This is a genomic window from Leisingera sp. S232, assembly GCF_049800895.1.
Classification (GTDB): domain Bacteria; phylum Pseudomonadota; class Alphaproteobacteria; order Rhodobacterales; family Rhodobacteraceae; genus Leisingera.
This window is the reverse complement of record NZ_JBNAFX010000007.1, coordinates 95,225-116,991: the sequence shown is the minus strand read 5'-3', so window position 1 is coordinate 116,991 and position 21,767 is coordinate 95,225. Positions and strand designations below refer to the sequence as shown.

At 55.4% G+C, this 21,767-nt stretch carries 21 protein-coding genes; 6 read left to right on the top strand and 15 right to left on the bottom strand.

From position 1 onward, the window contains the following. The first annotated feature begins 2 nt into the window (after window positions 1-2). The 4 genes from ACP151_RS07550 (at window position 3) to ACP151_RS07535 (ending at window position 3,524) form a co-directional block, all read left to right on the top strand. Window positions 3-794 (top strand): EscT/YscT/HrcT family type III secretion system export apparatus protein, encoded by a 792-nt coding sequence (locus ACP151_RS07550; protein ID WP_424978268.1) that lies wholly within the window; start codon window positions 3-5, stop codon window positions 792-794. Beyond that, entirely contained in the window at window positions 791-1,819 is a 1,029-nt protein-coding gene (locus ACP151_RS07545) for an EscU/YscU/HrcU family type III secretion system export apparatus switch protein (protein WP_424978267.1), read from the top strand. Before ACP151_RS07550 ends, ACP151_RS07545 begins: the two co-directional genes overlap by 4 nt. Window positions 1,820-1,877: 58 nt before the next feature. Next, window positions 1,878-2,666, top strand: coding sequence for a tetratricopeptide repeat protein (locus ACP151_RS07540; RefSeq protein WP_424978266.1), 789 nt, complete (start codon window positions 1,878-1,880; stop codon window positions 2,664-2,666). Between the two features lie 81 nt (window positions 2,667-2,747). Continuing rightward, window positions 2,748-3,524: a hypothetical protein gene (locus ACP151_RS07535; RefSeq protein WP_424978265.1), complete on the top strand. Its 777-nt coding sequence runs from the start codon at window positions 2,748-2,750 to the stop codon at window positions 3,522-3,524. A 9-nt stretch (window positions 3,525-3,533) separates the two neighbouring features. Here ACP151_RS07535 and ACP151_RS07530 read toward each other — a convergent pair whose 3' ends face one another. Then, complete coding sequence (locus tag ACP151_RS07530) at window positions 3,534-4,442, bottom strand: LysR family transcriptional regulator (protein WP_424978264.1); 909 nt, start codon at window positions 4,440-4,442, stop codon at window positions 3,534-3,536. A 250-nt stretch (window positions 4,443-4,692) separates the two neighbouring features. Here ACP151_RS07530 and ACP151_RS07525 point away from each other — a divergent pair, with 250 nt between their 5' ends. After that, window positions 4,693-7,020, top strand: coding sequence for a hypothetical protein (locus ACP151_RS07525; protein ID WP_424978263.1), 2,328 nt, complete (start codon window positions 4,693-4,695; stop codon window positions 7,018-7,020). 135 nt (window positions 7,021-7,155) lie between these two features. Here the strand turns inward: ACP151_RS07525 and ACP151_RS07520 are convergent, their stop codons facing one another. The 9 genes from ACP151_RS07520 to ACP151_RS07480 all read right to left on the bottom strand — a co-directional run bounded on the left by ACP151_RS07520 (window position 7,156) and on the right by ACP151_RS07480 (window position 15,840). Next, on the bottom strand, window positions 7,156-9,450 hold the full coding sequence (locus tag ACP151_RS07520; protein WP_424978262.1) for a hypothetical protein: 2,295 nt from the start codon (window positions 9,448-9,450) through the stop codon (window positions 7,156-7,158). A 151-nt stretch (window positions 9,451-9,601) separates the two neighbouring features. Continuing rightward, a complete protein-coding gene (locus tag ACP151_RS07515; RefSeq protein WP_424978261.1) occupies window positions 9,602-11,671 on the bottom strand; it encodes an FHIPEP family type III secretion protein in 2,070 nt (689 codons plus the stop codon). A gap of 19 nt (window positions 11,672-11,690) precedes the next feature. Then, on the bottom strand, window positions 11,691-12,287 hold the full coding sequence (locus ACP151_RS07510; RefSeq protein ID WP_424978260.1) for a secretin N-terminal domain-containing protein: 597 nt from the start codon (window positions 12,285-12,287) through the stop codon (window positions 11,691-11,693). Between the two features lie 57 nt (window positions 12,288-12,344). Continuing rightward, window positions 12,345-13,595 (bottom strand): type II and III secretion system protein family protein, encoded by a 1,251-nt coding sequence (locus ACP151_RS07505; protein ID WP_424978259.1) that lies wholly within the window; start codon window positions 13,593-13,595, stop codon window positions 12,345-12,347. A 131-nt stretch (window positions 13,596-13,726) separates the two neighbouring features. Continuing rightward, on the bottom strand, window positions 13,727-14,350 hold the full coding sequence (locus tag ACP151_RS07500; RefSeq protein ID WP_424978258.1) for a hypothetical protein: 624 nt from the start codon (window positions 14,348-14,350) through the stop codon (window positions 13,727-13,729). Next, the gene (locus ACP151_RS07495; RefSeq protein ID WP_424978257.1) at window positions 14,347-14,658 is read right to left on the bottom strand and encodes a hypothetical protein; all 312 of its coding nucleotides are present in this window, start codon (window positions 14,656-14,658) and stop codon (window positions 14,347-14,349) included. Before ACP151_RS07495 ends, ACP151_RS07500 begins: the two co-directional genes overlap by 4 nt. A 73-nt stretch (window positions 14,659-14,731) precedes the next feature. Beyond that, complete coding sequence (locus ACP151_RS07490) at window positions 14,732-15,181, bottom strand: N-acetyltransferase family protein (protein ID WP_424978256.1); 450 nt, start codon at window positions 15,179-15,181, stop codon at window positions 14,732-14,734. Between the two features lie 39 nt (window positions 15,182-15,220). Continuing rightward, window positions 15,221-15,442, bottom strand: coding sequence for a hypothetical protein (locus ACP151_RS07485; protein WP_424978255.1), 222 nt, complete (start codon window positions 15,440-15,442; stop codon window positions 15,221-15,223). Between the two features lie 140 nt (window positions 15,443-15,582). Then, a complete protein-coding gene (locus tag ACP151_RS07480; protein ID WP_424978254.1) occupies window positions 15,583-15,840 on the bottom strand; it encodes a hypothetical protein in 258 nt (85 codons plus the stop codon). A gap of 85 nt (window positions 15,841-15,925) precedes the next feature. Here ACP151_RS07480 and ACP151_RS07475 point away from each other — a divergent pair, with 85 nt between their 5' ends. Then, complete coding sequence (locus ACP151_RS07475) at window positions 15,926-16,333, top strand: hypothetical protein (protein ID WP_424978253.1); 408 nt, start codon at window positions 15,926-15,928, stop codon at window positions 16,331-16,333. Window positions 16,334-16,892: 559 nt separating this feature from the next. On the opposite strand, the gene ACP151_RS07470 is transcribed toward ACP151_RS07475, so the two are convergent. The 5 genes from ACP151_RS07470 to ACP151_RS07450 all read right to left on the bottom strand — a co-directional run bounded on the left by ACP151_RS07470 (window position 16,893) and on the right by ACP151_RS07450 (window position 21,728). Beyond that, on the bottom strand, window positions 16,893-17,225 hold the full coding sequence (locus ACP151_RS07470) for a hypothetical protein (protein WP_424978252.1): 333 nt from the start codon (window positions 17,223-17,225) through the stop codon (window positions 16,893-16,895). A gap of 58 nt (window positions 17,226-17,283) precedes the next feature. Further along, window positions 17,284-18,744, bottom strand: a complete 1,461-nt coding sequence (locus ACP151_RS07465) for a catalase (RefSeq protein ID WP_424978251.1) — start codon at window positions 18,742-18,744, stop codon at window positions 17,284-17,286. A gap of 304 nt (window positions 18,745-19,048) precedes the next feature. Further along, a complete protein-coding gene (locus ACP151_RS07460; RefSeq protein ID WP_424978250.1) occupies window positions 19,049-19,918 on the bottom strand; it encodes a LysR family transcriptional regulator in 870 nt (289 codons plus the stop codon). A 281-nt stretch (window positions 19,919-20,199) separates the two neighbouring features. Further along, window positions 20,200-21,483, bottom strand: coding sequence for a type II toxin-antitoxin system HipA family toxin (locus ACP151_RS07455; protein ID WP_424978249.1), 1,284 nt, complete (start codon window positions 21,481-21,483; stop codon window positions 20,200-20,202). After that, entirely contained in the window at window positions 21,483-21,728 is a 246-nt protein-coding gene (locus tag ACP151_RS07450; RefSeq protein WP_424978248.1) for a helix-turn-helix domain-containing protein, read from the bottom strand. The genes ACP151_RS07455 and ACP151_RS07450 overlap by 1 nt, the downstream gene beginning before the upstream one ends. Window positions 21,729-21,767 lie beyond the last annotated feature (39 nt).

Here is a 21,767-nt window from a genome sequence, read left to right as displayed (position 1 = left end):
GGATGGAGTTTGAACCCTTTGATACCGGTCTCATAGACTTTGCGATCTCCGGCACTTTGCTGGTTATGGCCCGGTTCACAGGTTACTTTGCGGTGTCCCCGTTTTTTAGCAAACGCGCCATGGGGCGGTCGGTCCGGCTTGGCTTTATCCTGGCAGCTGCCTTTATCTGTGCACCGCCTGTGGTGATGGAACTGCACAGCACACCAGAGCTTGGACGCAATCTGCATACTCTTGTCATCAAGGAATTTATCCTCGGATTCCTGCTGGGCGTTCTGACCTGGCTGCCGGTGCGGGGACTGGAATTTGCAGGTGTGGTCCTGGACACGCAGCGCGGCAGCACCCAGGCGCAGGATTACGATGTGATCTTTGCCGCACAAACAACCCCGACAGCGATCCTGCTGGCACAGACGTTCAGCGCCTATTTCTTCACCAGCGGTGGGCTGCTGATGGTCCTGACAATGCTGTTTGAAAGCACTCGCATCTGGCCGCCTGCGGCGCCGTTTCCGGAGATCTCAGCCAATTCTTCCGCCCTGCTCATCCAATTCGCAGGCATTCTGTTTGTCACGGCTCTTGCTGTCGCCATGCCGATTTCGGGCTTTATGATCATCGCGGATATCGTCATTGCCTTTCTGGCCCGCAGCGCCCAAAGTCTGAATGCCCTGACCTTTGGTATGCCGGTGAAATCTGGTATCATGCTGATCCTGCTCTTTTTCTACCTCGAGATCGTCTATCCGAAGATCATGATGACCTTTGGCGAGACGCTGGCCATGATGTCGAAAGTGCTGGTGCCATGAGCGGGGAAAAGACAGAGGAACCAACACAGAAGAAGCTTGATGACGCCCGCAAGGAAGGCCAGCTGCCGCAGCGCAAGAATGTGATCGAGGCGGTTTTTCTGACAGTCTCCATCCTGCTGCTGACCGGGCTAGCAGGCCGTATATCGGAGGCACTGCTGTCCATTCTCGACAACGTGCTTCTGGCGGTTCAATCCGGTTTCGACGATGGGCTGGGCTATGTGCTGATCAGCATCAAAGAGCTTGCCTCGGTCTTTCTGATTTTTCTGGGCGCCGCCTTTGCCTTCACGCTGCTTTTCGGCCTGTTCCTGAACAAGTTCAACTTTGCGCCCAAGGCGATGAGCCCCAAGTTTGAAAAGCTCAATCCGGTGAACGGGCTGAAATCCCTGTTCTCCAAGAACACGCTCTACAACTTCGGCCGCATCCTGACCTATTTCATAATTCTGTCTCTGCTCTTGTACTTCACGATCCGGAACAACTTCACCGAAGTCATCAACGCAAGTCACTGCGGGGCATACTGCCTGACGCCGCTGTTTCTGGGTTATCTCAAAACCCTGGTTGCGATCATTTTGGTTGTCTTGCTGATTTTGGCGGCGGCGGACTTCAAGGTGCAGAACGCACTGTTTCGCAAGCAGAACATGATGTCCAAGGACGACGTAAAGAATGAATTCAAAGGCCAGGAAGGGGATCCGCAGGTAAAGGGAGAGCGCAAATCCATCGCCATGCGCGAAGCAAATCTGCCAAGCCTCAAGGAGGCCACCCATGTCATCTACGGCGAACAGTTCATGGTTGCGATCATGTACTATCCAGGGGCAGAGACACCGCCTTTCATGGTGGCCAAGGCGCGGGGCGGTAGTATCGGAAAAACTCTGCGCCGCAGCCGCAGTTACGGCCTGCGGCTGTTCAATTTGCCAGGTGTTGCAAAAGAATTTCACAAAATGGCAGCACCAGGTTCGTATTTGCCTGCCCGCTCAGCCGCAGGTATACATAAGGTCATAAAGATGGAGCAGGCCCGCAATACTTCCTGAATGGTTTGATGGCGGCCACAAAAACAGCTCTGCGTTCATTGAGGAAAAGAGAGGCGCCATGGAAGTGATCGCGTCCCAGACAGCGTTCGGCCGGATTGCCCGGACCAATACTGGCAGATGCTTTGCTGTTGCAGCTTTGGCCGCTGCGCTGGGTCTTGCAGCCTGCGCGACGCCAAACAGCAACTTCACAAGCGTGTCATCTCAGATCCACGTGGCAGAGCAATTTGTCAAAAACGGTGAATACGGTCAGGGTCACGGGATCTATGATCAGGTTGCCGAACGCAACAGCAGGTCCAAACAGGCCTTTCTTGAACTGGGGGATTCCTACTTTCGGATCAATACTTTCCTGAAAGCGGAAACAAGCTACCGCAAGGCAATTGCCCTTGGTGCACAGGAAGAAGGCTATATTGGCCTGGGCCGGGTCGAACTGGTCCAGAACAAACCCCGGGACGCGGAAAATGCTTTCCGAGCTGCGCTGCAGAAGAACCCGGCAAACCTGGATGCCAAGAACGGCCTTGCGGTTGCATTCGACCTGCAGCGCCAGCACGGCAAGGCGCAGGAGATCTACCGGGAAATCCTCATTCAGGAGCCGGGGCATACCAAGACGCTCAACAACTTTGCTCTTTCGATGACTTTGAATGGTTCGCCAAGCCTGTCGAAACCTTTGTTTGCAGCTCTGGCGCGCTCAAACCCTGACAATGAAACCATCAGGCAGAATCTGGCCATTTCGCAATATCTTTCCGGCGAGCACCAGCAGGCGCAACGCACTGCAACGGTGGACTTGTCCGCTGCCGAGGCCAAAGAGAATTTCAGACTGCTGTCGCGGGCCCTTGTGATCGCCCGCTGATTTCCGGGCGCCAGTAATAGCATTTTACTATTTCGCATTCAGTTTTCACCGGGTGTTAATCTGCGTGAACAGGAGGTTGCGATGAAAATAGGATTTTCCCCAAAAGTTGCGGAAACTGACATGAAGCCGGCCCGGCCGCTTCCTGTTGCAAAACAGTCCCGGCAAAAGGCTTCGGGCCAGCCGATGACCGATGCGTCCCGGACCGCCAAGCCAAAGTCAGGGCTCAAGGGATTGTTCTCGGAAGCCGCCAAATTTCTCAAGAAAGACACGCTGACGCCTGAGCAGAAATCAGCCAAGCGGGAAATGAAGTCAGCCAAGGCTGATCTGGCTCAGGCCCGGAGTGTTGTTTCGGATCAGAAAGACCGGTTGAAGCGGGTCGAAAACAGCTTTGACAAGAATATCGCCCAGTTGAAGGACGAGCAGAAGCAAAGCAAAGTTGCCGCTGAACAGGCCAAGCTGAAGTTCGAGAATTTCAAGCTAAACTTCGCGAAGCTCAACAAGCCCGCGATCGAGGATCTGCAGAAAAATAAGGTCCGGCTCGCCCAGATGAAGAAGACTCCTCTTGCAAATCAAAGAGAGATCAAGAGTCTGGAAAAAAACATCTCTTTGATGACCAAAGCTCTGACCCTTCCCGTGAAGCGTCAGAAGCAGGAGATGGAGAACACGATCAAACAGGAATCACTGCGTCAGGCCTCTATTGCAGGGATCATCAAACGGGAGAAGCAGAACAGGGATTCCGCCCTGTCTGAACAGAGTGAGCGTCTTGAAGATACCCGTCACAACAAGCTGTTGGCGAAAGGACAATTGGCCATTGCCGAAGCGCAACTGGCCATGGCCCAGCTGAAGGCGAAGGCCTGAAGACCCAGGCTATTCTTCCTTCAGCTCCGAACGGAATGCTTCAATGAACCTGCGCACTGCCAGTGGCGCTTTGTCCCCATAGGGGTGAATTGCAGAGATACGGACCGGTGCCTGTTCCAGCTGCGGCAGCGCCCTGACGACTTCCTCGGACTCGACAAATTCCGTCATCACAAGATCGGGCAGCAAGGCCATGCCAAAGCCGTCCTTGACCAGGGAACGGGCCACCGCGGCTGTATTGCAATACACACATGTATCAAAAACAAGAGACGCGAGGTTGCCGTCTTCTTTGCGGTAACTGTGCTGGATCGGATTGCCTTGCCAGTTCTGCGCAATATAGCGGTATTCAGCCACTTGGGCAGGATCGCCAAGACCGTCGCGGCTGAACCCGTAGTAGTCCAGGTAATCCAGGCTCACCCACAGGGACGTCGGAAGATACCCGACTGTCTGAGTGCGATAATTGCTGTCTGGCAATTCCCCCAGCCGGATGGCCACATCGATCTTGTTGCTGATTAAATCCAGCCGGGAATCATCGATCAGAAGCCGCGGCATAACTTCAGGATAGTGCTCGCGAATATTCTTGAGCGCCGGAACAACCGCCCTGCAAACAGTCGAGAAGGGAGCGGTGATGATCAGATCCCCTGCAGGCGCCTCAAGCGCATTGCTGATTTCCTCCTCAGCCTCTTTTGCCATGGACAAAATCTTCAGGCACGCTTGGTAGTACTTGCTGCCAGTTCGGGTCAGGGATTGCTGGCGGGTGGTCCGGTTCAGGAGACGGGCGCCAAGAGAGTTTTCCAAATCCTTTAGGGACTGGCTGACACTCGACTTTGCAAGGGCAAGCTTTTCAGCCGCGGCTGTAATGGAACCGGCCTCAACAACTGCCACAAAGACTCGAACTTGGGGAGTGATCGTAATGCTCATTCTCTTGGGCCCTTGAATTTCCTTACCGGTATCGAGCAGTTGCTGCGATCCCAAGCTTCTTCAGTTCCGCTGCTTCAAACCAATGAAACCCAGGCCGAGCGGAGCTCACCCTGCAGGGTACCAGTATAACTATTATCTATACCTTAATTGAGCAGTCAGCCTCCACAATCATAGGGTGAAGTAGAAGAAGTTAGGACATTCAGCAGATGCCAAGCTTTCCAAAAAGCTTGGGTTAGAGAGGAATATTACGGTGCCCGGTATTGGATCAAATCAGCCTGTGCAATCGCAAAATTCGCAACGCCAGAAAGAAGTAGCCACTCCACCTCAAAGCCAGCGGGCAAGAGGTGAGAATGCGACAAATGCCGAAAGAAATGCGCAGCCCCAGCAGCAGGAAGCCGCGAATCGCATTCCGGCCCAGCAGGTCTTTGCTGCTGCCTCCCCTGCAACAGAGACCGAGTCTTCAGAAGCACGCTCAGATCAGTTTGTCCGAAGCGGTTTTGGTCGCACAACCAGGCGCGGAGGAACAGCGCCGGGAGCGAAACCCAAGGTCACCGAACAGAATGTTTACCAAGACCTCAAAAGCAAAAGCAAAGTTGCACGGGCGTTCATGGCACTAAAGCCGACTTTGATTGCAGGAAAAGTCCGCGCAAACACCAAGGTTGAGCATCAGGGAACTGAGACCAAATCCAAAGCTGAGAAGGCAAAGGCGGCGGCCAGGAAAGAAGGCCAGCAATGGGCAATGATCGGCAAAACCGCCGGCAAGCTGGCAGCCCTAGCAGTACGCAATGAGAAAGGCAAAGAAGCCGGCAAATACGGCACTGATCCGACCGCACAGCTGAACAAATCATCACCCGGCCGCTGGTTGGCAAAGTCCAGTTTGAACAAAGTCTTTAACACCGAGTCCAGGGAAGATCTGAAAAAGTCTTTTACGGCGTACCTTGACAGTACCCGGCCGGGCTCCTCCGTCGATGTTGGCATGGCGACAAACGTCAAATGGGGCCCCCGTATTCCAATTGGATCAATCTTGGCCTTACCTGTTGGACCAACAATTGGGCTGGATGTGAATCATGATCGGACGACCGGCTTCAAAATTGAACGGCAAGACGATGGAAATTTCTCCATCAAACTGAAGTACGAACAGGCCGATGGAGCCGGTCTTAGGGCCAGCATCGCCCCTGGGATAGGCGATGTCGCAGATCCTGCTGAAAACACATTTGCTTTGGCCGCTGTGAGCGCTGGCGGCAGCCACAAAGAAGAGCACAGCGTCACCATCAAGGATCAATCCCTTGAACGCACAGCAGAGTTCTTCAAACTCTACATCGATCACGACATTTCTGAAGATCACGGAGATGACGCTGTTCATGGCAAGAAGTCGACCAACAAATTCTCAGCATGGATTGCAGCTGGACCGGGTGTCTATGCGGACTCCATAGGCGAAGCCAACGTCGGCGGCTTCGCGACGCTCAGTGTCAAGAAAGAGCTGGGCGGCACGGACAAGACTTACAAACTTCAGGACTCCCCCACAGGTGACGGAACGAAGGTCAAAGTGGACATCAAGAAGGAAAAAGTTGAATCCGAACCGGTGTTCTGGAATGGCGATGCATCAACAGACGCGGGTCTTGGTTGGGGGTTGTCCCAGGTCAGAGATGGCATTGACCTCAACCCGGCGATTGAACCGGCCCCCGCTGCAGCAGCCGGTGCACCCGCTCCGGAAGTCGGAGACGTAACCGGTAGCTTTAATGTCGCGGCCCGGCACCAGAATGTTGCCGGCGAAGGGGCCGCGCTGACACGATCAAAAGAAGGCAGTAACCCAAAAGATAAAAAGGTTTCCGAGCGGCAGGCAAATGCGCCGCTGAGCGAAATGACAGCCAAACGTTCAGTCATTCCCACCCGTAGGGAACGCTGGGCAGCAGAAGGCGGTTCCGGCCTCAAACCCGAAGCCCTGTTTGGCAAGGAACGGGCCGCCAAGATCATGAACCGAGCAATCTCTACGCTCAAGGACTCGACAGGTCAGGACTATGATGTCCGCAAGCGGAACCTGAAGTTTGACGCCAAAATGACGGTGAAACCCGAAGCGTTTGAAGAACTTGAAAAGGCTGCAAAGCGGGAAGCCCCTGACAATCACGAGGCGGTTCTGGCTGACAAGCTGAAATCGATCCTTAAAAACCCCAAGATGTTCAAAGACCGCATCGATTTTGATGTGTCTGTGACCGAAAGCAAAACCTACGGACAGGGTGCCAAATTCGGCGTTCCGTTTATTGCCGGTGTCGTGGAGAAGGCCGACATCACTTTCGAGCGCACGTTCGATCTCGGAAATGTCGATAATGAAAACACCCTCTTTTACAGCCGCCAGGAGTTCGAGGAAACTTATGGTGCTCCCAAAAAGCAAATTCCAAGCGGGGTTGAGCTGCCGGAGAGAAACACCGTGAGCACACCTCCTGGATTGGCGACAATTCAGGAAGAAGAAGAAAGCATCGAGGAGAATGCCGCCCCGGCCAATGAAGCTCCCGCGTCTGTCACAACCTTCACGCAACAGGATCTGGATGACATACTTGCGCCGACGAACAGGCGGGACTGACCGGTAGAACTGCGCGCATTTGCGGCAACAGATCATCCAGAAAGGCGCGCGGGTACAGCCATCGCTGTTCGGCTCTTTGGCAATTAACTTGCGAAACCAGCGGTCGTTTTGAAAACCGGCCGCTGGTTCATCGCATCAGCTGTTTGCTGTCTTGGGCGGCGTCATCGCAGCCACATCATCCGCTGTATAATCGATCGAGCCTGCCAGCAGATCTCTCTTGCTCAGCACGTCCTTGACAGAGGGCCTTTCGGCGCCGTCCTCTGTCTCTGCAAAGCCGCGCTGGACCAGGCGTTTGATGTGCTGGCCGTCGCTTGCGTCCAGATCGCTGGCAAGCTTGATCTTGCGCTCGATGCTGAAGCCGGTTTCATGCGTTGTCTTGGCCAGCCCTCCGACACCTGCTGAAATTTTAGATGCGACAGGAATTGCCGTTTTGGCATGGATCGTGAACTTGAGCAGATCCTTGTAATGAACGGGATCTTTCAGGAACTCTTTCAGATGATCCTGGGCGATCTGTTCAATAGAATTTTGGTCGGCTGACGGGTTGTCCTCTTGTGCGATCCGTTCTGCAAAAGCTTTGGCATCGGGTCTCAGCTTGTATTCCAGAACCACCCGCGACACCTGATCATGGGCCGCACCGCGACCCTGCGCCGCCAAAGCATCCCGGGCGCGATCGATGATGTACTGACCCGCCTTCTTGCCAAAAATCTGCTGCACTTCGTCGCCATTGAACGGCAGTCCTGCCAGGCTTTTCAGATCCTTCTGGCGCTTGCTCAGCGGCATTTCCAGTTCAAATTTCTGCCCCTCCAGGGGGCTCAGGCTCTGAACTTCGTCATATTGTTTCAGCTTGCGCCGGTCCCTGACATCACCAACCCCCGCACCCGCCGAGGCATCCCGCGTAACATCGTCTGTTCCCATGTCCAACCTTGCACTTGCCGACAAAGGGCTGGCAGAGAGTCTCGGTGCATCCCCCAAGGTGCCGGATTTGGCTTTCTTTCGCCCCTCAGCTCCCCCGGTCTCGACGAATTTACCGACATTCACCTCTGTGCGGGTCTTCTTGCCGATAACACCGGTTGAAATTGTGGCACTGGTCCCGCCCTGAGCGCCGTGTTCGGTGTCCCCGGTGAATTTCTCCGATGCCAGCACCGCAGCGCGGGCGGCAAATTTCATGCCGAATGCCGAATTTGTCTTGAAGGACTTGAAATCCTTTGCCGTGGCTTCGCCCTGCAGAATCTTGCCGACCATTTTGCCAACGCCCTCCAGATCCAAGGCTGGGGATTCCCATTCCTTGACCTGGTTCTTCGCGACACCGCCCTGCAATCCGATACTGGGCCCGACCGGCCCGGGCGCAGGTTTGACGCGCCCTCTCACACCGGCATCCCATTGGTCCTGAACCTGAAGTGTCACACGATAGGTACCATCGCTTTTACGGCCGATTTCAAGGGCGGTCTGTTCCTTCCCTTTGCGGCCAATTCCAGCAGTCGCGCCGACTGGTCCGGTAACCTCCTTGGGCACTGACAGGCCAAAATCGCTGCCTTGGGATACTTTGATTTTGACCTTGTCCTGAGTGCTGCCATTGCCTTCAAAGGTTTCGGCAACATCCTGGATGATCGCAGTCACGTCTGTGTCCGTAAGCGCAAGTTTCTCCGTTTCTGCCATCCGGCTTTGATCCAGAACCGACTTCGCAAAGCCGTGCAGCGCTCGCTCTATAAACTTGGAATGCTGGATGTCCTCCAATGTGCTGATCATCCCATGTTTGTCCAAACGGGAATATGCCGGCCCGAAACTACCCTGAAGCTCATGCAGCGGCTTGCCTTCCCTTGCATCCTTTCTGCTATGCAGCTTGTTGGCATAGTAAAGCTTTTCTGTTGTTGCCGCCTTCTTGTAGCCTTTTGCAAAATCTTTCAGATGATCCTTGACGGTGTCCACCGGGTCGCGCCTGAACGTCGGACGGTCCTGGCCCGGCGCCTTGACAGTGTAGGATGTCGCCGCATTGAAGAAAGGGACAGCAGCCTGAGCCAGGCTTCGCTTGGCGCTTTTGGGGCTGTAGATATCCATCAACTGGGAAAACCTGTGCAACGGCATTCCCGATCGTGTGCCTTTTTGGTCAGCCGGAGCCATTTCCTCGGGAGCGGCTGTTTGCGCTGGGGCACCGGCGCCGGAGGGCCACTGCGAGACAGGTTTGCTGCGCTTTTTCGCTGCGCGGCCCGCACCGCCGCGAACAAAGGCGCCGGGGTCTGCCTCTGTCTCACTGTCCGCCACATCCCCGGCCCCGCTTGCTGAGGTTTCCTGCAGCAGCCGGGTCAGGCTCGGCCTTTCTGCACTGTCAATGCCGCGTCGTCGCAGTTCTTCTGTCACTTCGTCCTGAAGCTTTGGGCCTTTACGGCCCCACACCTTGAATTCGTCATCAGTATGCTGCTCCCGGGCAGCCATGCTTGCCACAGAAGAGGATATTTTCAGATTGTTTGATTCAGCCACGCACTGCCCTCCATCTGCAGGCAAAGCTAGTGCGAATCTGTAACAACTATTTGTAATTCAACGGAAAACTCTTCACTAAACGAGTCGAGCGGTTTTTGTTGAAAGTTTAAGCCGCGTCCTCGGCCGTCTCGGGCGACAGGAAACCGATCGGGTAAATAATCGTGTCGGGATGGATTTCCTGGTAGGCCAGCACCGGCAGGTAAATGCCATGTTTTGCAAGAATCGTATACAGCGGGAATCTCACATCCTGCTGGGTGATCAGCGCCGGATCCTGCCCGCGGTGGAATTCGCCAGCAACAAAGCTTTTGGCCTGTTCGGCAATATGCGCGGACACCTCTGGCGCCAGAATGAGATAGGATCCTTCATCGGTTTCCCGCATCCCCTCCCGGATGAAGTTTTCCAGCGTCGGCGCCGTGACGATCACCGGCAAGTATCCCTCCGGTGCAAATCGTTTGGTGATGAACTCGGACATCGATGTGCGCACCTTTTGCAGCACTTTCTCCGGCTCGGAACGGATCTGCGATGCCTTGGCAATGGCCTCAAGAATGCGGACTGTGCTGGTAATCGGAATGCGCTCTCGCAGCAGCATGCCCAGAACACTGCTGATCTGATTGTTCGACAGATCTTCACGCAAGTCAGCAACCAGATTGGGATTGCTGCGCCCGACCATGTCCAGAAGGTTTGACGCGGCCTGAAGGCCCGCAAAATCGCCAAGGTGCTCGATGACCGCCTTTTTGACGTGCATCAGCAACTGCTCCAGCGGACCCCAGTACTGAATGTTCTCTTCTTCCAGTCGGGGAATTTCTGATAGCTCGACCAAGGCACCTTCCTGGGCGCCGAACCGGGGGATGCAGGGGATGCCAAGACTGTTCAGATAGCTCGAATTTGCCTTTACGAACACCGTGTTCATGTCCAAATGCCCGGACGCGACCCGTTCTTCCTTGATGTAGATCTCGTAGACGTCCAGGTCATCGCTCAGGCGGTAACGCCAGTAGCCCATCGGCACGCCAAAATCAGCTTCGTTTGATGTCCGCACACCTTCCAGCGTGTTGTTGAAAACCTCCGGGTTGATCATTTTGGTGACCCTGCGCGGCAAGACAACCTTCAGGGTTTCATCTGACCCGGTGCGGGCCTTGATATCATCCCAGCTCAGCTCAAGCCGCTGGATCATAAGATCCCAGTCGCTCCACTGGGCCTCAATGGCTTTTGCGTATTTCTTGATCCCGAAATACACGCTGCCGGACAGCGACAACCCTAGCGTCGCAAAAATTGCCGTCGGAAAACCCGGAATGAACCCGAACAGCGCAATCACCAGCCCGGCAATAATGATTGTGCGGCGGTTGGCCATCACCTGCTGGCCAATCTCGGTTCCCAGATCCATGCCCTGGGGATTGGTCACCCGGGTCACCATCGTGCCGGCTGCGACCGAAATCAGCAGCGCCGGGATCTGGGACACCAGCCCGTCCCCGACCGTCATCAGCGCATAAAGCTGGATCGCCTCGCCAAAGGGCAAGCCGCGCTGCGCCATGCCGATTGCGACACCGCCCAACAGGTTGATTGCGGTAATCACCAGACCCGCAGTTGCATCGCCCTTGACGAATTTCATGGCCCCGTCCATGGAGCCGAACAGCTTGGCTTCGCGCTCAAGTGTCTGGCGGGCGGTGCGGGCGTCCACATGATCCATATTGCCGGCACGCACGTCGGCGTCGACGCTCATCTGCTTGCCCGGCATGCCATCCAGAGTGAAACGGGCACCAACTTCCGCGACACGGTCCGCGCCTTTGGTGATTACCAGGAACTGCACAACGGTGATGATCAGAAAGATAACCAGCCCGACCACCAGATTGCCGCCGACAACAACCGTACCAAAGGTCTCAACGATTTTGCCTGCGTTGCCTTCGATCAGGATCAGACGTGTTGTCGAAATCGAAATCGCCAGACGGAACAGGGTTGTCACCAACAGCAGCGAAGGAAACGTGGAGAACTGAACCGGACTGTGCAGATGCAGCGCCATCAGCATGATGATGATGGCCGCACTCATGTTCAGCGTGATCAATACATCCATCAACACCGTCGGAAGCGGCAGGATCATCATCATCAGGATGAGCGCAAAGACAGCAATCAGCATGACGTCTTTTTGACGTCCAAGACCCGCTATGGCGTTCAGTATCTGCATTGCCCCCTGCCCTCTGGTCCTACTGGCCCGGAGTTTCGATGTCCGGTGAGTCCAGGGATGTCAGGTCCGGTCCGGAAATCTCGGCGCCGCGAACGACATGCAGATCGTTTTTGTCTGCTTCCTCGATCGCATCCACAGCCTTTTTCACAAGCTCGACATATGACGTCGGCCCGGACACAAGGAACACCCTGCGTTTGGGATCTGACGCATGCACGAACTTTTCCTGATAAATCCCAAGTTGGGACAGAACATCCAGAACCGTTCCGCCATCATTGTTCTGAAGCGGAATGATCTCTGTCTGCACAGTGGCAACACTTGAGATATGCAGCATCACACCATCGTAGAACCACAACAGGCCAAACTCATTCGAAAGCCGGTCCAGATAGTCCTGTCTGGACATGCGCTGTTCGATGCTTACAGACCGGTCATTGGTGATTTCTTCGTCTATGTTCACCGCCACCCTGACGTTGCGGCCAAAGGTTTCCAGCGTCGATCTAAGCCCCTGGTTCTTGCCAAGGAACGGGTATTCTTCCCCTGCCTGTGGCAGCTGCCAACGGGTTACCGGTGTCTCTCCCTGCGCATGCGCCGCCTGGTGGGGGGCAAGCAGCAAAAACAAAGCCGTGCTGCAAGCAAAAGAGAAGGAGGGCAATTGCAGAAGCTTCATAACCGTTCGTCAGTACAGGAAACCGGCAGGACCGTGGACTTCGACTTTTCCGATGCTGCCTGCCTTGCTGGCATATTGGGACAGAATATGCTCAAGATTTGACATCGGACGGGCCAGGATCTGTTCAACCGGCCGCCGTTCAAGGTTACCAAAGCGGGGCGTGATAACCGCGATCAATTCGCGTTTCGAAGAGCTGATGCTGTCGCTGCCCAACAGCCTGCGCATTGTGGATGCAAAAATGGTATCACTTTCTCCGGTCGCAGTGTTTCTGGTTTCCTGACGGCTCAGCCCGGCGATTACGAAACTCTGATTGTCGCGAAGCTCGACATTTGTTGCAAACCTGCGGGTCGATAAATTCGGAAAGGCATTGCCGTTGATAGTTGTCGTTGCCGGCTGCAGACCGGAAATGACGGAATTCACTTCCAGACGGAGTTTGCTGCCCGGAAGCATTTGCGGTTTGAATTTCACATTCATTCCAACAAATTTATAATCAATGCTGAAGTTTCCGTTTGCAGGGTCCGTTTGCCCTGAAAAGGTAGGAATTGCGATTTCCTCGCCGACGGAAAAATCAGCGTCCTTGCCGGAAACAGTTGTCAGCGAAGATTGGGTAACAAGCGTTGCAATGCCACTGTCTACAAGCAGATCAACGGTTGCATCCACCGAAGTCGCCGGATCGGTTTCATCATATCCAAAGCTGATAACGCCGCTGTTTCCGCTTTGCGCCCCGACCGAAAATCCGCTGGAGGCAACCAGGCCGTTCCAATCGATCCCATAGTTCTCAGCCTGATCTACGCTGATTTCCATCAGCCTGACTTCCAGCTGGATCAACTGGCTGTCCCGCACCACCAGTTCATCAATCAAGGCGCTGCTGGGGACGCTGTTGCGCAGGGTTTCAAGGACATTTTCGTGAACCCGTTCGGTGGAAACAACGCCGGAAACAAAAATGCTGCCGCGCGCAGACGCCAGTGAGATCGCCTCGCCGGGAAACCGCTGCGACAGGGTTGCGCGCAGCCCGCGCAAATTATGTGTCACCGAGACAGCAATTTCAAACAGGATTTCACCGTTAGTCCCGGTTGCAATCAGCGTGGTGTCACCAACCGCCTTGCCAAAGATGTAGGCTGCTTCTCCCGGAGAGGTTGATACATCTGCAACCGATGTGTCTGCCACAAAAATGGATTCCGCCTGCCCCAGGTTCGAAAGACTTTTGCCTTTGCCCTCTTCAACCACCATTCGCTGGGTTACCTGTGCATCCGCCGGCATGGGGGCAAAAGACAATAAGCCCAAAATCAGAATTGAAAGGGTGTATAGAAGTCCCTTGAAACCGGCATTCACGGATTCGTGATGTTTCATGGCAAGCCTGACCTAACGTAACTGCTCTTGTTTCACGGGTTTTATCCAACCGCCCGCATTTGCTTTTTAACAACATCAGTATCAGCCTCAGGATTCCGTTGCCAATGTTTTTCCGACAGAATGCGTTCCAGGCCGGCAAAACCGCGCAGGCTGACATGGCTTGCAACTTCAGAAGCTTTCATTTGGCTGGAAGCAAGCATCAGCTGATCATGCTTTGCTCCGATAGGTGCCGTATCAACAGCTGCAGCCCGTGAAACCCCGCGGGCCGCATTGGCTTCGTCTGCCTGCTGTTTCTTGCGCAGCCCCTTGAGCATCTCCGAAGACTGTGGATCATGCTGGGGTTTGGCAACTGCGGGCTTGGCCTGCCGCAGTTTTCTGGCCCGCTGGACGCTCGGATCACTGTCCTGTTCGCCGTTTTCCTTGTTCGAACCGCTATGGGCCCGCTGCGTAGCGCTGTAGGCTTCGTCGACGCCGCCATCCTGCGCATCCTTGAGCATGGCTGCATAGGACGTCTGACTCTCGATCTTCTCCTTCGGCGCGTTCTGTTTCCGCTGCTGCTCGGCAGCGGCGGCCTGCTGTTGCTGCTGTTGGCGCCGCGGAGCAACCGGCTGCACAAGAGACTGCTGAGGTCTCTCGGAACCTCCTGGCCGGATCGAATTGCTCATGCCTGTCCTCCTCTCAGAAAGCTGCGGACAGCCTCGGATCTGGCGGCGTCAGAGCTGCCAGTCAGCATTTCCAGCCGTGCCTTCACATAGGCAAAATTCCTTGACGGACGTCTCGCATCGCCAAGAACGCTGGAAAGCTCACTGAATTTCTGATTCAGCAACAGCGCATAGGCGTACATTTCCCGTATCCGGTCATCTTCGGGAAACATAGCCAAGCCAAGCCGCCCATAGGTTTCCGCCTTCCACAGCAATCCGGATCGGATGCTGAAAGACGTAAAAATCAAGAGCGTATCGGCACAGGAAATCATCTTGCCACCCGGTTCCGGTCAGGACTGGCGGCACAATCCCGCAGGCCACGCTGCTGTAAGGACGGGCGCTTTCTCATTCCGCAGCTCTGACTGCAGCTGCACTGGGCATTTTTTTGAAATACCCGATATCAGCCACTTCAAAGCCCAGGCGCTCCAGCGCCGGCGTCGGCTCTGGCATTGTCAGAAACACATATTCCACATTCTTGCCTTCGGCCCACCTCATGAACGCGCGGTACAGCGCAAACCCTCTGCCCCGGGAGTCCGGCTTGGTGTACCAGACAAGCTCGTTTGCAACAGGAATTGGCGCATATGGCGTGGCACTGATTGCCGCCACAAAGAACCCTGCCCCTTCATCAAGGATCAGGACCAGCATCTCATCAGAACCGATTGCCGCACCCAGCGCTTCCAACCAGGCGGCTTCGTCATACGGCAACTGCATCCCCTGCTTATGGGCGGCCCGGAATTCCGCGCTCAGCTCTTTCAGAAGCGGAAGATCATCTTGTGTTGCGTGGCGAACTGCCATTTCGGTCTCCTTGACGTTCTGTTGACGGCTGACAGCGCTTCACCCCATGCTTTGCTGGATCTTGGAAATCAGGCTGAACTTCCCTGACAGAGAACTCATCACGCGCTGCGCCTCCTGATTGGCCATGGCGCGCTCAGCTTGATACTTCGATGCTTGCATCGAATAGATATCCAGCTTGTTTTTGACTTCCTGATATAGCCGCTTGGTTCTATGCGCTTTGTGATTGCTAAGAGCCTGCGACTGTTCGGTCAGGGCCTGCATCAGCTGCAACGAGGAAAACCCCGGACTGCTGCCATTCTGTAGAGGGCCTGGAAGTTCATTCATTGTTCAGCTCTTCAATTCCGGCAGGTCCGCACTTTCCGACAAGAGATATCGAAAGGCGGAACTTGCCGTTTTTGCCCTTAGGCGCCGGCCGCTTGCGACAGCTGCTGGGTGGTGTTCTTGGATTGCGCCATCGAGTCTGCCTGCGCGTGGCGGGACCGTTCCTGCTGGTCGTTGTCGATCCGGCGCTGGTGCTCCTGCTGCGCACTCATCTGCTGCTGTGCGAACTGTTCGCGTGAATTCGCCTGCTGCTGCTGGTGGTTCATCAGCATTTGCTGCTGGGATTGCAGTTCCTGCTGCTTGGTCAGGGCCTGGGAAAGAGCCAAGGATGTGGACATGCGAGTTTCCTTTCAAGTTCAGTTGCTAGGTTTGGTTTGTCGGCCTGATTACAGGCCGACGGTCACACGTGACGCTTCAACCTCAATGGTACTTCATACCGCCGGTATCAGGCGCACCCTTGCTGCTGTCGCCCATATGGATGTGGATCTCGATATCCCGATCATCCATACCGCTGCCAAAGCTGTTCGGCCCCTGCGCACCGCCCAGACCGCCATTGTTGCTGCCCTGACCCATGCTGCCTTGCGCCTGGTTGCTGTTGCCGCACTGGTGACCGGCTTGCTGACTGCCTTGCTGCCCCCCAATATTGTTGTCCTTCATCATCTGCTGAATCAGTTCGGACTGCTTTTCGTTCTTTTCCTCCATCTTCTTCAGCTGATCTTTGAAGTCGTTGCCCTGCTCTTTGATTTCATCCTGCAGATCATTGGTCTGACCCATCATCTGCTGATTCATCTTGTTCATCTGGGCTTGCTGCATCAAGTTCATCATCATTGAAACAATCATAGAATTTCTCCAATTCGGTTCGTTTCTACAAAGGCGGCCAAGGTGGGAACCGAGCTATTGGTCGTCTCATCATCTTCGGATCAGCACTTTGTGCCTTACAATTGCCAGATTTCAGCAAGCCCGACAGATAAGGTCATAGAAATTACTTATAGCGCCTGAATTTTATTAAAATTGGCCTGTTTACACGTGGTTACACGCAACAAATGAAGCCGGATTTCCAAGGGCAACGCATAGATGGCGCAGGGGTTATGCTAATAGCATTAACCATTATGGCAAAAACGGGAATCGCTATCGGGTCGGCCTGCTGCCAATCCGTTCTGAAGCCGCCACAGATCTGCATAGGCATACTGGCGGCATAGTCCGGGCCTGGTAAGTGCCGATGAGACGCCCTGCAGAACCCGCAGGTGGGTGAAGGGTCATGCGCACTGCTCAGGTGTTGCTGGGATCGTTGGAGCCGAGCGGGACCACCCTCACCGGATAGATGCATGAGACGCAAACAGGCCCCTCGCAAGCGGGGGCCTGTTTTGTGGTTTGCTATAGACGTTGAACGTCAAGCTTTGCGGCTGTCTGCAGGCCCGGACCGCAAGTGTTTTTGATAATAGACCGCGTAGTCATCATCAAAACTTGGGTCTGTTACCGGCAGCTCCAGTGCTGCCCGCAGTTTGTTGGCAATATGGCGGCGGGACCAGTTTACAGCGGCAAGGCCTGAGCCATGGCTGTCCTCCAGATCGGCCAGCAAGGACAGGATTCTGGTGTTCAGATCTTCCATTGCAGGTTCTTGTGCCGCTGCAACCACAGGGGTCAGTGAGGTCAAAGTTATACCGCTGCCTGCGGCTAGAAACTTCCGCCGCGTGGTGCCGGTTTTCGATGAACTATGTGTCATGAGAGGTTTCCTTGACTGTAACGCTCTGCCGGGCCCGCAGGCCCGGTCGCCTGATGTGTCAGATACCGGCAACATCCTTGAGATCGATTCCAAGTGCTTTCGCGATGCCCTCGGCGTAGCCGGGATCAGCGTGATGGCAGTTTTGGATGTGACGGTGCTGAATTTCCGTCCGGGCCGGTGAAATGGCGCGAGCGGTGTTTTCAAACAGCTGTGCCTTCTGGTCCGCAGTCATGAGCCGGAACAATTCGCCGGGCTGCGAATAATAGTCTTCATCTTCGCGGTGGTTCCAGTGATCCGCTGCACCTTCCAAAGACAGCGGAGGCTCCGAGTAATCCGGCTGCTCCTGCCATTCCCCGAACATGTTCGGCTCATACCCGAGCGTCGATCCAAAGTTCCCATCCACCCGCATCGCACCGTCACGGTGGTAGGAATGGAAGGGGCAGCGGGGAGCGTTCACAGGGATCTGAGAATGGTTAACCCCAAGGCGGTAGCGGGCCGCATCCCCATAGGAGAACAGCCGGCCCTGCAGCATCTTGTCCGGCGAAAAACCGATACCAGGAACAACCGTAGAGGGCGCAAATGAGGCCTGTTCAACTTCCGCATAGTAGTTATCTGGGTTTTTGTTGAGCTCGAACTCGCCGACTTCGATCAGCGGGTAATCCTCTTTTGGCCAGACCTTGGTGAGATCAAATGGGTTGATATGGTAGCTGCCGGCTTCCTGCTCAGGCATAATCTGAACAAACATCTTCCACTTCGGGAAATCGCCGTTTTCGATGCTGTCGTAGAGATCACGCTGATGGCTTTCCCGGTCGCCTGCAACAATCTCCGCGGCTTCCGCATCGGTCAGGTTCTTGATCCCCTGCTGGGTTTTGAAGTGAAACTTCACCCAGAAACGTTCGTTATCGGCATTTATCAAACTGAAAGTATGGCTGCCGAACCCATCCATGTGCCGGTAGGTGGCAGGCAAACCGCGGTCCGACATCACAATGGTAACCTGGTGGAGCGCTTCGGGCAGATTGGTCCAGAAATCCCAGTTGTTGTCGGCACTGCGCAGGTTTGTCCGCGGGTCGCGTTTGACCGCGTGATTAAGGTCCGGGAATTTCAAAGGGTCGCGCAGGAAAAAGACCGGAGTGTTGTTTCCGACCAGATCCCAATTGCCTTCCTCGGTGTAGAACTTGATCGCAAAGCCGCGGATGTCCCGTTCTGCATCCGCTGCACCGCGTTCTCCGGCAACAGTAGAGAACCTGACAAAGAGATCCGTTGTCTTGCCGATTTCAGAAAATATCTTGGCGCGGGTGAACTTGGTGATGTCATGGGTGACCCGGAAAGTACCATAGGCGCCGGATCCTTTGGCATGCATACGGCGCTCGGGAATCACCTCCCGGTCAAAGTGGGCCATTTTCTCCAGGAACCAGACGTCCTGCAGTAATGCAGGCCCCCGCCGTCCGGCTGTCTGGATGTTTTGATTGTCAGGCACCGGGGCGCCGAAAGCTGTGGTCAGCTTAGGTTTGGACGTCATGAAATTCACTCCATTTCTAGAATGAATTAACGCTACCCTCCAAAAATAATTGCGCAACCATTAGGCGTATTGGGATTGGTAAATTACACTCAAGATTGCGTGATGGAAATAATTCCCGCAAAGATTGCAGCGCTTCAGATTTCAGGCTCCGAAACCTATGGGATACTGCATGAGAACACGGGTGACCGGAAACATCTCTAATTGGTCTTGACGCAAGACAGATACTCTTGGCTGATCTTGCAAACCCTTTACGGCACAGACAGCGGCTCGCCACAAGGCGACGACCGGCTGACAATACCAACCATCACGCTTCCTCAAAGACAGATGCCAGCTGGCTCGCAAGTTTCCGCACGCCGGCCGGGGAATGTGGATTGCAGACCACGTGAAAATCAATCTGTCCAAGTTCCGGAAGATGACTTTCCAGCACTTTGACCGAGTAGGGGTTTCTGTTCGTCCGCAGGAAGGAATCCACGGTAAAACCCACGCCATAGCCACGCCGGATGGCATCAAAGTAGGAAGTCAGGGACGAGGTTTCAAAGACCACCCTGTGCGCCCGGTTGCTGCTTTCCAATATTTCGTCCGCAGACGGGCCCCGGCTGACATTGCCACGCCAGATCACCACTGGAACTTCGGCATTATCTGCCAGGGTGCTCTCATCAAACTGCGGCCCGCAGATCCAGCTCAATTTGCAGTGTTTGGAGAAAATACTATGTTCCGGTTCGCCAAGCCGGCTGCAGACCACGGCTATCTCAATTTGCCCCAGCGCGACCTTTCTCAGAAGGTTGTCTTCGCTGTCGGTTACAATTTCCAGCTTTGGCCCGGTGCCCGGTGTATCCAGCTTCCAGATCATTTCAGGGCCAAAGAAAAATTCAATCGCAGGAAGAACCCCGATCCGCGACCGGGCAAAGGTGGTCCCCTCGACCAACCTGTCGATCTTGCCGAGTTCGTCTACAATTCTCTGGGTGATTTCATACAGCTGCTGGGCCTCATCCGTCAGGCCCAGATGTGGGTTCCGGTCAATGAAAAGCGGAAACTGCACAGCATCCTCCAACCGCTTGATACGGTTGCTGATCGCAGGCTGCGACAAGTTCAATTTCTTCGAACACGCGGTGTAAGATTTAAGCTGCGCGAGTTCAAAGAACGTCCGCAAAAGGTCGATGCTGACCTGGCTCATATACGCCAATCCTGTTTTTCGGGATCGTTACCTGTCAGCATAAGATTACTCTTCTTAACAACTAATCACAAATGACTATAACTGCCGCCACGGAAGCCTACCGCTTGCGGCAAGGGCGTCCGTTTCTCAAAGCGTTCACCTGGCACTTAAGCCCCCCAGTCGTGCATCATAGGTCAGCACGACGCTGCCGCCTGCGCTGGCTGAACAGGCCGCAGTATTTCCGAATGCTCGTGGAATGTCAGATGTCACCTGCACTGCGCAGGCGCGGTCTGACCCCTGCCCTAAAACGCGCAGGCCCGCAGCCGGACACCCTGGACGATCGAGTCTGCCAAAGGCTGGGGAAACCCGTCTGGAAGACTGTTCCGAGTGGTTTCCAAAGCAGGTTCAAGCTGCATCAGAATTTCCGACAGCACCTCTTGCGCCAGCCCAGGGCCATAGCCCGCCATCTTGGCGGCCTGCAGGAAATGCCGCGGTACAACCTCATTGATCCGGTAATGCCCCTCTACCGCCATGGCAAGACGCATGCGGTTCTGGCGGATCTGCCCGTCGTCAACTGCCTTCTGTGCGCTCAGCACATCATAAAGCGGCGTCATCCGGAAACCGCCGGGGCGCAATGCGATGCTGAAGTTCTTGGCGTGCCCGTCCGTCGCCCCCAACAGCCAGAACAGAACTTGCGCGCGAAAGAATGCGCGCTGATCAGCCTCTGGGTCGTCGCTGCCCGCCAGCAGGCCAATCCCCTCGGCAATCCCCGGTCCGCCATCCATTTGATACTTCTGGCTGGGTGGCACACCCTGCGCCTGGCAGAAATCCTCCTGCGGCAGGCGGATCAGTCGGCCATCCCGGGTCCACGCCCTGTCAAACCGCGTCACGGCAAGGCTCCGCACATCCTCGAAATCAATGATCTCCACCTCAGCCGTATCCATGCCCATGGCACGGCAAAAGCGCATGCAGAAGAACTCGTTCTCGACGCTGTCGGACAGATCGATGCCTGCAGGCAGCACACCAAGCTGCGTCTTGAGGATATGGGTCGTCGGCGCCGCACCCGAAGGCCGGATCCACGCGCCCTCATGCCTAAGCAGCGCGGTTTTTTCCTGTGCGCCTGCAATGGAAATGCGAAAGTCGTCTTCCTCATCCAGTCCCAAAGGGGCACTTGCCAGGTTGCGCAGCAGCGCGGCGATCTGGGCGTCCGTCACCGGTTCACCTTCAAGGGCGCCGACCGCAGAGGCCCCTTCCGAGACAAATTGCAACGCCCCGACGCAATCGCGCCCGATCTTCTCCAGCATATGCCAGGCGTCCGTCCCCCCCGCGCGCACCCGGGCCGCGACACGTTCCCGGATTGCCTGATTGTCCGGCAGCAGGTTTTCCAGATATGCGATAACCGGCCCGCCCTGATGCGCATCTTCGCGCAGCGGCAGGGACAACGAAATCGGCATCGCATGTTCCCATTCCAGCCAGCCAGGATCATAGGCAAAACTGATTGCACCCGAGCCTGCAAGGCGCAGCGCCCCGACCTGCCGCCCGTTCAAAAGCACCTGCATCACGCCGCTGCGACCGTGTCTTGCCATCAGAAGATGTCCTCGATGTCCACCGAACCGCCGCGTTCGGCCAGCTGGAACTCAAGCCCGAGCGCAGCCATGACTGTCAGCACGGTGGCCAGCTTGGTGCCGGCATCGCCGTTTTCAAGCGATGAAATCGTGGCGACACGCAGATTGGTGCGGGCGCTGATATCGCCCTGGGTCCAGCCGCGCGCCTTGCGGGTCCGGCGCAGCGCCTCGCCAAGCTGTCCTGCTGTCCGTGCTGTGAGCTTCATGATCCGGCCCCCTTTACGCCACAGCGTAAATCAAACAAA

Coding starts and splice junctions, on each gene's coding strand:
- ACP151_RS07550 (WP_424978268.1), top strand. CDS start 3: ATGGAGTTTGAACCCTTTGATACCGGTCTCATAGACTTTGCGATCTCC.
- ACP151_RS07545 (WP_424978267.1), top strand. CDS start 791: ATGAGCGGGGAAAAGACAGAGGAACCAACACAGAAGAAGCTTGATGAC.
- ACP151_RS07540 (WP_424978266.1), top strand. CDS start 1,878: ATGGAAGTGATCGCGTCCCAGACAGCGTTCGGCCGGATTGCCCGGACC.
- ACP151_RS07535 (WP_424978265.1), top strand. CDS start 2,748: ATGAAAATAGGATTTTCCCCAAAAGTTGCGGAAACTGACATGAAGCCG.
- ACP151_RS07530 (WP_424978264.1), bottom strand. CDS start 4,442: ATGAGCATTACGATCACTCCCCAAGTTCGAGTCTTTGTGGCAGTTGTT.
- ACP151_RS07520 (WP_424978262.1), bottom strand. CDS start 9,450: ATGGCTGCCCGGGAGCAGCATACTGATGACGAATTCAAGGTGTGGGGC.
- ACP151_RS07515 (WP_424978261.1), bottom strand. CDS start 11,671: ATGCAGATACTGAACGCCATAGCGGGTCTTGGACGTCAAAAAGACGTC.
- ACP151_RS07505 (WP_424978259.1), bottom strand. CDS start 13,595: ATGCCGGCGGATGCACAGGTAACCCAGCGAATGGTGGTTGAAGAGGGC.
- ACP151_RS07500 (WP_424978258.1), bottom strand. CDS start 14,350: ATGAGCAATTCGATCCGGCCAGGAGGTTCCGAGAGACCTCAGCAGTCT.
- ACP151_RS07495 (WP_424978257.1), bottom strand. CDS start 14,658: ATGATTTCCTGTGCCGATACGCTCTTGATTTTTACGTCTTTCAGCATC.
- ACP151_RS07490 (WP_424978256.1), bottom strand. CDS start 15,181: ATGGCAGTTCGCCACGCAACACAAGATGATCTTCCGCTTCTGAAAGAG.
- ACP151_RS07485 (WP_424978255.1), bottom strand. CDS start 15,442: ATGCAGGCCCTGACCGAACAGTCGCAGGCTCTTAGCAATCACAAAGCG.
- ACP151_RS07480 (WP_424978254.1), bottom strand. CDS start 15,840: ATGTCCACATCCTTGGCTCTTTCCCAGGCCCTGACCAAGCAGCAGGAA.
- ACP151_RS07475 (WP_424978253.1), top strand. CDS start 15,926: ATGGTACTTCATACCGCCGGTATCAGGCGCACCCTTGCTGCTGTCGCC.
- ACP151_RS07470 (WP_424978252.1), bottom strand. CDS start 17,225: ATGACACATAGTTCATCGAAAACCGGCACCACGCGGCGGAAGTTTCTA.
- ACP151_RS07465 (WP_424978251.1), bottom strand. CDS start 18,744: ATGACGTCCAAACCTAAGCTGACCACAGCTTTCGGCGCCCCGGTGCCT.
- ACP151_RS07460 (WP_424978250.1), bottom strand. CDS start 19,918: ATGAGCCAGGTCAGCATCGACCTTTTGCGGACGTTCTTTGAACTCGCG.
- ACP151_RS07455 (WP_424978249.1), bottom strand. CDS start 21,483: ATGGCAAGACACGGTCGCAGCGGCGTGATGCAGGTGCTTTTGAACGGG.
- ACP151_RS07450 (WP_424978248.1), bottom strand. CDS start 21,728: ATGAAGCTCACAGCACGGACAGCAGGACAGCTTGGCGAGGCGCTGCGC.